We start from the raw sequence: 11,048 nt of genomic DNA on the forward strand, positions 1-11,048 counted from the left end.
GTTAGGAGTGGCGGACAGGCGTTCGAGCGTACCTAGCGTCAGCCGGGAGGAAACGGGTCACCGGCTGCCGAACCCCGATCCCGGACGGTCCCGGTGATAGAGGGAGGAGCGCGCGGCGATGCCTAGGGGTGGATCGGACGGCAGACCTGTCGCACTGACGACGGCCGAGTCGGTGTGGACGCGGCAGGCGACAGGCGGCCTGGAGCGACCCGAGCCGCGAGCTCCCGGCCAACGGTCCTGGCGCAGCCGGGCGTGGTGGCACACCCCGCGTCTGGTCCGGGGCCTGACCGGCATCTGCCTGGTCGCGCTGCTGGTGGCGGGCGTGGTGACCGGCGCGGTGCTGGCCGGGGCCCGTGGCGGTGCGGATGTGATCGGCCATCGGGCCGCGCCGCAGGTGGTGCGCTCGGCCGACCTCTACTTCGCGCTCAACGACATGGACGCCCAGGCGGCCAACCTGCTGCTGCTCGGCGCGGATCCGGACTACCAGGCGCTGCGCAAGCAGACCCTGGACACCTATGAGCAGCGCCGCGCTCAGGCCGACGGTGACCTGCAGCGAGTCACCGAGGCGGTGTCCGGCGACCTGGCCGGGCAGGCGGCCGTCCAGACGGTGATCGGCCAACTCGGGAGCTACGAGGCCCTGGTGGCCCGGGCCCAACTCCTCGAGGACCAGGCCCGTGCTCCGGCCGGACGCCCGTCGGCGGACGCCCTGGCGGCCTACCGGCAGGCGACCGACCTGCTGCGCCAGCGGCTGCTCCCGGCCGTGGACGAGTTGACCAGGGCCAACTCGAATGTAGTGGAGGAGAGTTACCGTGATCAGCGCGATTCGCTGGCGAGTGGCTGGTGGGAGATCCTGGCCGCCGGGCTGCTGGCGCTGGCCGCCCTCGGGGTGCTGCAGCGGCTGCTCGCGGTGCGTTTCCGGCGTCTGGTGAACCTGCCGTTGGCGGTCGCCAGCCTGCTCGTGCTCGCCGCGCTGGTCTCGGCGCTGACCCTGACCTCCGGAGCGGAGCGGGAGTTGACGGTGGCGAAGAGCAACTCCTTCGATTCGGTGATCGCCCTCAGCCGGGCCCGTGCGGTGGCGTACGACCTCAACGCCGACGAGAGCCGGTACCTGACCGACCCGGCCCGGGCGGCCGCGTACGAACAGAGCTTCTTCGACAAGACCCAGTCCGTCGCCCGGGTCGAGGGCGCCACCCTCAGCACGTACAACACCGAACTCGCGGCGGCGGCCGGCCGCCACCCGGTCGCGTTCGGCGGGTATCTCGGGGACGAGCTGCGCAATGTCACCTTCGACGGTGAACAGGACGCTGCGGAGCGGGTGTTGGCGTCCTTCCAGCAGTACCAGCGGGACGACCGGAAGATGCGGGAGCTGAGCGGCGAGGGGCGGCTGAAGGACGCGGTCACCTTCAACACGGGCATCGCCCCCGGTCAGTCCAACGCCGACTTCGGTGTGCTGAGTGCCGCGCTCGACGACACCCAGGCGATCAACCAGCGCGCCTTCGAGCGGGCGGTCGCAGCGACCGACGGTGACCTGGACGCCACGACGGCCGGGCTCGGGGTGGCGGCGCTGGTGGTGGCGCTCGCCCTGGTGGCGGGTGGAGTGCGGCCTCGGCTGCGGGAGTTCGCGTGAGGGCTCGGTCGGCCTGCGCGTCGGCGCTCTGACGGCACCGGCGCTCAGGCGACTTCGCGTACGGCCTCGGCGACGGCGTGGAAGTCCTTCTTGAGGATCGCGCCGTGGTTGCTCGCGACCTTGGCGCTGACCTGGATGTGCGGGTTGCGGGCGGTCACGCCGGCGAGGCTGGTCCGGATGCGCTCCTGCTCGTCGCCGCGGCTGCCCAGGGAGGCCCCCGACGCGACCACGTACCGGGTGGGGACGGTGACGGAGTCGAGGACGGGGGAGAGCTCCCGCTCGCGTGAGATCCGGCCGAGCTCGATGTTGCAGTCCGACATCTGGTCCGGCGTCATCCGTGGGACCAGACCGGTCGGGCGCAGCAGTGGCAGGAACCAGCCCCACTGGCGGAACTGCTTGCGGATCCGCTGCTCCATGGCCGCGTCGAGCCAGTCGTAGGGGTACGCGCCGTCGACCAGGACGGCGCCGAGCGCCCGCTCGGGGTTGCGGGCGGCCCAGTGCGCCGCGACGAACGCGCCGTAGGACCAGCCGACCACCACGGCGCGGTCGACGCCCCGGGCGGCCAGGACGGCGTCGACGTCGCGGACGGCTGCCTCGAAGGAGTAGTCGACCGACCGGCCCGACTTCCGGCCGCGGGCCCGCTCGTCGTAGGTGATGTGCCGGAGGCCCGGGCCCAGGTCGGCGATGACCCGCCGCCAGTAACCCTGGGTGGCGAACTGGCCGTTGAGGTAGAGCACCGGGAGGCTGGGGCCGCCGGTGTCGGTGACGGCCAGGGTGGTGTCGTCGACCGGGATCAGGCCGGTCCAGGCGGTGGGGTTCGTCATCGCTTTCCCCTTGAGTGGTGTCGGGCGGGTTCAGAGGGCGCGGGCGGTGATGTCGCCGTGGGCGGTGGTGGCGTGGATGGTGAGTTCGGTGGTGCCGTTGTTCTTGAGGGTGTCGGTGATGGTGCCGAGGGTGGTGTCGGCGTGGAGGGTGGCCCAGGCGCCGGGGGTGGCGGCGACGGCGATGTGGCCGTACTGGGTGCGCAGGTCGAGGGTGCCGCGGTGGGCTTCGGTGACGGTGATGTCGCCGCGGGCGGTGGTGATACGGGCCGGGCCGGTGAGGCGGGCGACCTCGACGTCGCCGTCGACGGCGGTGAGGTGCAGGCTCGTGGCTTCGTCGATCTTGATGTGCCGGTAGGCGCCGTCGAAGGTGATGTCGCCGAGGCGGCCGACGGTGCGGAGCTCGCTGCCGGCCGTCCGGGCCTCGAGGCTGGAGCCGGCGGGGAGCTTGACGCTGACTTCGAGCGAGCCGGAGCCGGTGAGCTCGTTCTTGGGCGGGGTGGTGTGGATCCGCAGGACGCCGTCGGTGCAGCTGACGACGGCGCGCTCGGCGGCCTGGACGTCGCGGTTCTTGGCGGGGTCGGCGGGGCGGACCTCGACGGTGGTGTCGGTGCGGTCGGTGGCGATGAGCTGGATGCGGCCGGCCGGGATGTCCAGGACGGCGGTGATCGGGGCGGTGGTGGTGAAGGTCTGCATGGTGCTCTCCGGTGCTCGCCGCTTGTTTCTGACAACGGAAACGCTACGTTGCTTTCCAGATTGTGACAACAAGCTGATTGCACTGAAGTGGTGCCATTGCAGGTGAACGGCGGGAAATCGTTGCACTGGGTGGATGGTCAATGCAACGTTCGGGCACTCAAGGCGTAGCAATGGACTTGAGGTGAACGCTACGCCGAGGCCGCGGAGGGGGTGCGGCCGTGCGGTCAGCCGATCAGGACGACGTCCAGGCGGCGGGGGCCGTGGACGCCCTCGACGCGGTCCAGTTCGATGTCGCTGGTGGCGGAGGGGCCGGAGATCCAGGTCTGCGGGCGGGTGGGGTCGAGCAGGGGCAGGGCACGGGGGAGGGAGGCGACGACCTGGTCGGCGTGGACGACGCAGATGTGGTGATCCGGGACGAGCGTGAGGATGCGGCGGCCCTGCGCGGGGCCGGCGTCCAGGACGACGGTGCCGGTCTCGGCGATGGCGAGGGCGCAGCCGGTGAGGGCGGTGTCGGTGGTCTCCAGCCGGGACGTGGTCAGGGCGGGTCCGTCGGTGGCCACCGCCACGCCGGTGACGGCCGCCAGCCAGTCGGGCGGCAGGTCGGCGGGGACGGCCACGGAGGTGCTGCCGTGCTCGCGCAGCAGGCGGGCGATCACCGCCGGTACGCCGGCCGGGGTGCAGCGGTGGACGTGGGCGCGGTAGTCGGCCAGGTGCTCGGCCAGCACGTCGAGCATGGCCGGGCGGTCCTGCGGCAGGTGCGCCGGGAGGTAGTCGCGGCGCAGCGGCGGCTCCTCGGCCGTGGGGACGTCGGCCAGGGCGGTGCGGATCCTGGCGAGGACGCTCTCGCGGGAGGTGTTCATCGCGTGGTGTTCCCTTCTCCGCGGTTGCTCTGCCACCAGTCGCGGAAGGTCTGTCCGGGCAGCTGGGGGAGGTCGCGGGTGTCGCTCCAGGCCTTGGCCGGGCCGGGCAGTGGCAGTCGGCGGGGGTGCAGTCGGCGGGTGCGCGCGGCGGTGCGCAGCGCCGCGCGGTAGGCGGCCGGGTGGTCGAGCAGCCAGGTCGCGGCCTTGATCGCGGCATGCTCGGCGCGGTGCCCAGGGCCGTGCTCGGCGACCTGCTCACGCAGGTGGACCAGCACCTCCGGGATGTCGATGGCCACCGGGCACACTTCGTAGCAGGCCCCGCACAGGGTCGAGGCGTACGGCAGCGAGGCGTCCACCTCGCTCTGCAGGCCGCGCAGTTGGGGCGTGAGGATGGCGCCGATCGGCCCCGGGTAGGGGGAGCCGTAGGCGTGGCCGCCGGCCCGCTCGTACACCGGGCAGACGTTGAGGCAGGCCGAGCAGCGGATGCAGCGCAGCGCCTGGCGGCCGACCTCGTCGGCGAGGGTGGCGGTGCGGCCGTTATCGAGCAGGACGAGGTGGAAGTCCGACGGTCCGTCACCTTCGGTGGTGCCGGTCCAGATCGAGGTGTAGGGGTTCATCCGCTCGGCGGTGGAGGAGCGGGGGAGGAGCTGGAGGAAGACTTCGAGGTCCTGCCAGCTGGGGATGACCTTCTCGATGCCGACCACGGAGACGAGTGTCTCGGGGAGCGTGAGGCACATCCGCCCGTTGCCCTCGGACTCGACCACGACCAGGCTGCCGGTCTCCGCGACGAGGAAGTTGGCGCCGGAGACGGCGACCTTGGCCCGCAGGAACTTCTCCCGCAGGTGCAGCCGGGCCGCCTCGGCCAGTTCGGCCGGGGAGTCGGTCAGCCCCTCGGGCGCTGGCCGGCCCCAACTGCCCATCGCGGTACGGAAGATGTCGCGGATCTCGGAGCGGTTGCGGTGGATCGCGGGGACCAGGATGTGCGAGGGCAGGTCGTCGCCGAGCTGGACGATCAGTTCGGCCAGGTCGGTCTCGTACGCGGTGATGCCCTCGGCGGCGAGGGCTTCGTTGAGGCCGATCTCCTGGGTGGCCATCGACTTGACCTTGACCACCTCGCGCTCCCCCTTGGCCTTGACCAGGGCGGCCACGATCCGGTTGGCCTCGGCGGCGTCCGCCGCCCAGTGGACGGTGCCGCCGGCCGCCGTGACGGCGGCCTCCGCCTGGAGCAGGTAGTGGTCCAGGCGGCGCAGCGTGCGGTCCTTGATCTCCTTGCCCGCCTGGCGCAGCTGCGCCCAGTCGGCGAGTTCGGTGACGGCCTTCGCGCGCTTGTCGCGGATGGTGCGGGTGGCGTGGGTCAGGTTGGCGCGCAGCTGGGCGTTCCGGGTGGAGACGGCGGCGGCCTCGGGGAAGGCGGGCATGCCGAGGTAGGTGCCGCTCATGCCAGGGGCTCCTTCTCGGTTGAGGCGAGGATCTCGGCGAGGTGGACGGCGCGCAGCGGCGCGCCTTGGCGGCGCAGGGTGCCGCCGAGGTGCATCAGGCAGGAGTTGTCGGCGCCGCAGAGCACCTCGGCGCCGGTGGCGAGCGCGTTGCGCGTCTTGTCGGCGGCCATCGCGGCCGAGACGGCCGGGTTCTTCACCGCGAAGGTGCCGCCGAAGCCGCAGCACTCCTCGGCCCCGGGGAGGTCCAGCAGGGTCAACCCCTTGACCGCGCGCAGCAGTTGCAGCGGGCGCTCGCCCAGGCCGAGCATCCGCAGGCCGTGGCAGGAGGGGTGGTAGGTGACGGTGTGGGGGTAGTGGGCGCCGACGTCGGTCACGCCGAGGACGTCGACGAGGAACTCGGTGAGCTCGTAGACCCGGTCGGGGAGATCCCCGAAATCGCCGAGCTTCGGGTAGTTGTCCCGGATCATCGCGGAGCAGGAGCCGGACGGGGTCACCACGTAGTCGTAGCCGGCGAAGGCGGTGGCGGTCCGGCGGGCCAGCGGCTGGGTCTGCGCGCGGTAGCCGGTGTTGAACTGCGGCTGGCCGCAGCAGGTCTGGGCGGCGGGGAAGTCGACCTCCACGCCGAGCCGCTCGAGCAGGGTCACGACCGCCCGCCCGGTGCCGGGGTACAGGGCGTCGTTGACGCAGGTGACGAAGAGTGCGACGCGCACGGGCGGCTCCTCGCGATCGGGGAGGTCAGGGCCGTTGTGGGCTTGGTCTGACCATAGGCGGGACTCACTGTACAGGTCGCCGGGGAGTTTGGTCAGACCAATCTCGCCGCGGGCTAGGATGAGGTGATCGGACACGCGAACGGGGATGGTGCGGCATGACGGACTCGGCTTGGGAGCCGGTGCCCCGCACCCGGACGTACGAGCTGGTGCTGGCCCGGATCGAGGAGCAGTTCCTGACGGGCCGGCTGCGGGTCGGCGACCGGCTGCCGCCCGAGCGGGAGCTGGTCGAGCTGCTCGGGGTCAGCCGGGCGGCGATCCGCGAGGCGCTGCGGGTGCTGGAGGCCCAGGGCGTGGTCCGCTCCAAGGTGGGCACCGGGCCGGACTCCGGCACCGTGATCGCGGCTCTGCCGAGCGAGGGGCTCACCCAGCTGCTGCGGCTGCACCTGGCGCTGGCGAACTTCCCGCTGGCCGACGTCTTCGAGGCCCGGGCGAGCCTGGAGCGCTCCAGCGCGCGGCTCGCGGCCGAGCACGCCACGCCCGGGCAGCTGGCCCGGCTGCGCGAGCTGCTGGCGCGGATGGACGAGCCGGGGCTGACCCGGGAGGAGTTCAACGACGCCGACACCGCCTTCCACGTGGCCCTGGCCGAGGCGGCGGGCAACCGGCTGGTCACGGACCTGACCGTGGCCGTCCGGGGCGCCGTCCGGCACACCATCCTGGGTGCCTTCCGGCAGCTGCCGGACTGGGAGGCGGAGGTGGCCCGGCTGCGGGCCGAGCACCACGCGATCCACCGGGCCGTCGCCGAGGCCGACGCGGACCGGGCGGGGGAGCTGGTGGAGGCCCACGTGCGCGGCTTCCACCAGGTGATCGCCGAGGTGGGTCCGCAGCCGACCTGAGCGCGCGGTCAGCTCACACACCCGGTGCGGGGCGTGGCGGAAATGACGTCCGGTCAGCCGGTGGGCCGGCCGGCGGCGCTGCGGTGGGAGCGTGGCCCATGGGCCGCCGGTGGGTGGATCGGCTCTGCCCGGCCGGCTGCTCAGCGTGGCCGATCCGGGGCGGGGATGTGGGGCGCCGCCTCGCCGGAGACCGGGCGGCTGTCCGTGGTCAACGGCCACTGCGCGCAGTTCGGCCTGCCGGCGGCGCACCCGGTGCGCGCTATCGACACCGGACCATGCGCGGGACCTCAGGTACCTCGGAGCCGACCGGGAGAATGACCGGTACCTGGCCGGCCTGCTCCTCCGGCGCACTGAGCGCGTTGATACATCGGATCTTTAGTGGATGTCGCGATTCGTCGGAGGGGTCGGCCTCAGGCGGTACTACCAGCGTGGGTGCGGTTCGCCGCAGGTCCGGCTGGGAGAGTGTCACGGTTGGGATTCATCCGAGGTCTCCTCTTGTCAGTCGTGTTGCCGACTCGTAAGGTCCTCGCTACCGCAAGCCATCCGATGACTGCGGCAGGCGCTCCCCCGTCTCCCCCGGAGTGCCGCGGACCGGTCACGGGCGGCCGCTCGATCGAGGGCCGAGCGGCCGACCGTGTGCCGGGCTCCCCCCACCCATCACGAAGGGCCGCAACATGCGAAGTGCGCGAGTATCCAGGGCGATCGCCGCCCTGGCCCTTGGTGCCGCAGGCGTCGCCTGGTCGCCGGTCACGGCGGTCGGTGCGACCACGACCACCGCCTGGTCCAACGGCGCGTTCTCGGTCGACACCCCCAACCTGGTCCGCGAGGCCAACACCGTCCTGCACAGCCCGAACACGGCCGCGGCCCAGTCGCTGGCCCTGGGCAACGGGACGCTCGGCGCCGCCGTCTGGGCCGCGAACGGCCTCACCGCCCAGCTCAACCGGGCGGACACCCTCCCCGCGCGCAAGTCGCCCGGCTGGCTGCAGATCCCCGGCCTCGCCCGGATCACCGGCGCCGCCGACTTCGCCGCCACGGTCGACCCGTACGACGGGGTGCTGCGCGAGTCCGGCGGCGGGATGAGCGCGACCGTCTACACCCGCGCCGACAAGGACGAACTGGTCGTCGACGTCACGGGCGCCGACCCGAACGCCGTCCAGACCGCCACCGTCAACCTGTGGTCCGGCCGTACGCCCGCCGCCGCGGCCTCCGGCGGCGTCGCCACGCTGGCCGAGACCTGGGTGGACAGCAACGCGACCACCGGCTCGGGCCGGACCTTCGGCTCGCTGGCCGCCCTCACCGCCGGCGGACAGAACGTCAGCGCCTCGGTCGCCGACGCCCAGACCGTCAAGGTCAGCTTCACCCCGAACCCCGACGGCAGCTTCCGCGTCCTGGTCGGCAGCCCGCAGTGGACCGGCGGGGACGCCGCCGGGACGGCCGCCACCCTGCTCGGCTCCGACGCCTCGGCGGCCTCCGACGCGCTGCGGGCCCCGCACCTGGCCTGGTGGCACGACTACTGGGCCAAGCTCGGCCTGGTCAAGCTGTCCTCGGCCGACGGCACGGCCAACTACATGGAGAAGCTCCGCACGCTCTACTACTTCACCAGCGCCGAGGAGTCCCGCGGCCCGCTGCCCGGCTCGCAGGCCGGCGTGGCCGACCTGTTCAACTACTCGCAGGACAAGCAGAACTGGTACCCGGCCGCGTACTGGTGGTGGAACCTGCGCGGGCAGATCGCCGCGAACACCGGCGCCGGCGCCTTCGCCCTCAACACCGGCCTGTTCAACCTCTACACCTCGAACCTGGCCAACATCCAGGCCTGGACCAAGGCCAAGATGGGCAACCGGCCCGGCATCTGCGTCCCGGAGACCATGCGCTTCAACGGCAACGGATACCAGAACGACTCCAACCCCGCCGGTGACGCCTCCTGCCAGCAGAGCGTGACCACCTGGAACGGCAAAACAGTCTCCAGCGGCGCGGAGATCGCGCTGTTCGCCTGGCAGCAGTACCTGACCACCGGCGACCAGGCTTTCCTGACCGCCAACTACCCGCTGATGCAGCAGGCGAGCCAGTTCCTGCTGGCGTACACCACCGTCGGCACCGACGGTCTTCGGCACGCGGTCGCCAACGTGCACGAGAACCAGTGGGACGTGCAGGACCCGGCCAACCTGATCGCTGCCATGAAGGCGCTCTTCCCCGCCACGATCACGGCCGCCCAACTGCTGAACACCGATGCCGCGCTGGTCACCCAGCTGCAGGCCGCGATCCCGCAGATTCCGGACCTCCCGCGCACCGACGCCGCGACCCACCAGCAGAACCTCACCGCCGCGGCCGACACCATCGGCACCGACGTGCTCGGCCAGTCCTCCCAGCCCACCGCGGCCATCCACAACACCGAGAACGACGACCTCGAGGCGGTCTGGCCCTACGGTCTCGTCGGTGACAGCTCGCCGCTGACCGCCATCGGCCAGCGCACCTACACCAGCCGGGTCAACGTCCAGCAGAACGACTGGAGCTTCGACCCGGTCCAGGCCGCCCGCCTCGGCCTCTCCGCCAAGGTCGCCGCCGACCTGAGCGCCCTGACCCAGAAGTACCAGACCCACCTCAACGGCATGGGCGACCTGTGGGGCGGCACCGGCACCGAGCCGTACATCGAGCAGGCGGCCAACGTCGCGCTCGCTGTCAACGAGGCGCTGGTCCAGGACTACGACGGGCTGCTGCGGATAGCCCCCGCCCTGCCGGCCGGCTGGGACGCCGACGGCACCCAGTACATCCATGGCGGCAGCACCGTCTCGGTCCAGGTGCACGGCGGAGTCATCGGCACCGTCGGCATCCACGCCGGAGCCTCCGGTGCCATCGCGGTGCGCAACCCCTGGCCGGGGCAGAGCGTGGAGGTCGTCGACGGAGCCGACAGGACCACCGTCGTGGTGAACCCCACCACTGGCGGCCAGTTCTCGATCCCGGCGGTCGCGGGCAGGTCCTACCTCGTCCAGCAGGTCGCCGCGCCGGTCTCCGGCATGACGGTCAGCCAGGTGTCCGGCACCCCGGCCACCGGGGCCGCCTACCTGGGCAAGGTCCAGATCGGCCTGGACCACGCCGGCCCGATCACCGGCATCAACGGGCTCTGTGCGGACGACTCCGGGGCGAGCACCGCCAACGGCAACCCGATCATCGTCTACGGCTGCGGCGCCGGCGCGGCGAACCAGCAGTGGACCGTCCGCCCGGACGGCACGCTGCGCACGCTGGGCAAGTGCATGGACATCACCGGCGGCAACACGGCCGACGGCACGCTGGTCGAGCTGTACGACTGCAACGCCGGTGCGGCCAACCAGGTCTGGCAGCCCCAGCCCAACGGCACGCTGAAGAACCCGAAGTCCGGCAAGTGCCTCGACGACGCGGGCGCCGGACCGGCCGGCACCCAGCTGATCATCTGGACCTGCTCCACCGGCCCCTCCGCCAACCAGGTCTGGCACCTGCCCTGACCGCTGCCCCCCGCCGCCGTCACCACTGCTCCGGTGACGGCGGCGGGGCCGTTCCGTCCTTCGATCGTTCGAGAGAGGTGCTGACTGTGGGAGGCCCGCAAGGTCTTGCGGAGATCGGTGCTCGGCTGGTCGCCGGGAGCGCTCGGCGCGAGCCTGGTGGCGCCGATGATGACCTGGGACTCCGCGCGTGCCAACGGCGACTTCGACAACGCCGGGTACAGCTATCCGGCCGAGAAGATGCCGGCGCCGGGCCTGTTCGTCTCGGGCGGGTGAACTGGCGGCTACGCCGACGGCCAGGAGAACAACGTCACGGGGGCCGGGCGGACCACCACGGTGCCGACCGGGGCTGACCAAGGTCCAGCTGCCGAGCAGCGGCCGACTTCACGTCTTCGCTCCCACCGTCCGCTGACCAGCCTGCCGCACGTGAGAAGGGGCGGCCCCCGCGGGGGGGGCCGGGTCACGGGGGGTGAGCCCGGGGTGTTTTTTGGCGGGAAGGAAGATCACACGAAGGTACAACACAAAAGAA

Annotated in this window: 9 protein-coding genes; 4 read left to right on the top strand and 5 right to left on the bottom strand. The window is 72.1% G+C overall.

All coding sequences use genetic code 11. From position 1 onward, the window contains the following. Nucleotides 1–118 precede the first annotated feature (118 nt). Nucleotides 119–1,627 carry a GlnX family signal transduction membrane protein gene (locus ABT095_RS19320; protein WP_350530654.1) on the top strand — a complete coding sequence of 503 codons (1,509 nt, stop codon included), beginning with the start codon at nt 119–121 and terminating at the stop codon, nt 1,625–1,627. Nucleotides 1,628–1,671: 44 nt separating this feature from the next. Here the strand turns inward: ABT095_RS19320 and ABT095_RS19325 are convergent, their stop codons facing one another. The 5 genes from ABT095_RS19325 to ABT095_RS19345 form a co-directional block, all read right to left on the bottom strand. Beyond that, on the bottom strand, nt 1,672–2,451 hold the full coding sequence (locus ABT095_RS19325; protein WP_350530655.1) for an alpha/beta fold hydrolase: 780 nt from the start codon (nt 2,449–2,451) through the stop codon (nt 1,672–1,674). A 30-nt stretch (nt 2,452–2,481) separates the two neighbouring features. Then, entirely contained in the window at nt 2,482–3,144 is a 663-nt protein-coding gene (locus tag ABT095_RS19330; RefSeq protein WP_350530656.1) for a DUF4097 family beta strand repeat-containing protein, read from the bottom strand. Between the two features lie 224 nt (nt 3,145–3,368). Further along, nucleotides 3,369–4,004, bottom strand: coding sequence for a LutC/YkgG family protein (locus ABT095_RS19335; protein WP_350530657.1), 636 nt, complete (start codon nt 4,002–4,004; stop codon nt 3,369–3,371). Further along, nucleotides 4,001–5,443 (bottom strand): LutB/LldF family L-lactate oxidation iron-sulfur protein, encoded by a 1,443-nt coding sequence (locus ABT095_RS19340; protein WP_350530658.1) that lies wholly within the window; start codon nt 5,441–5,443, stop codon nt 4,001–4,003. The genes ABT095_RS19335 and ABT095_RS19340 overlap by 4 nt, the downstream gene beginning before the upstream one ends. Then, nucleotides 5,440–6,153 (bottom strand): (Fe-S)-binding protein, encoded by a 714-nt coding sequence (locus ABT095_RS19345; protein WP_350530659.1) that lies wholly within the window; start codon nt 6,151–6,153, stop codon nt 5,440–5,442. The genes ABT095_RS19340 and ABT095_RS19345 overlap by 4 nt, the downstream gene beginning before the upstream one ends. Before the next feature lie 155 nt (nt 6,154–6,308). Between ABT095_RS19345 and ABT095_RS19350 the strand changes: the two genes are divergently transcribed. The 3 genes from ABT095_RS19350 to ABT095_RS19360 all read left to right on the top strand — a co-directional run bounded on the left by ABT095_RS19350 (nt 6,309) and on the right by ABT095_RS19360 (nt 10,795). Then, nucleotides 6,309–7,046 (top strand): FadR/GntR family transcriptional regulator, encoded by a 738-nt coding sequence (locus tag ABT095_RS19350; RefSeq protein ID WP_350530660.1) that lies wholly within the window; start codon nt 6,309–6,311, stop codon nt 7,044–7,046. A gap of 674 nt (nt 7,047–7,720) precedes the next feature. After that, a complete protein-coding gene (locus tag ABT095_RS19355; RefSeq protein ID WP_350530661.1) occupies nt 7,721–10,522 on the top strand; it encodes a ricin-type beta-trefoil lectin domain protein in 2,802 nt (933 codons plus the stop codon). Nucleotides 10,523–10,627: 105 nt separating this feature from the next. Then, nucleotides 10,628–10,795: a hypothetical protein gene (locus tag ABT095_RS19360; RefSeq protein ID WP_350530662.1), complete on the top strand. Its 168-nt coding sequence runs from the start codon at nt 10,628–10,630 to the stop codon at nt 10,793–10,795. Nucleotides 10,796–11,048: the final 253 nt, after the last annotated feature.

It is taken from the genome of Kitasatospora sp. NPDC002227 (assembly GCF_040296285.1).
Lineage (GTDB): Bacteria > Actinomycetota > Actinomycetes > Streptomycetales > Streptomycetaceae > Kitasatospora.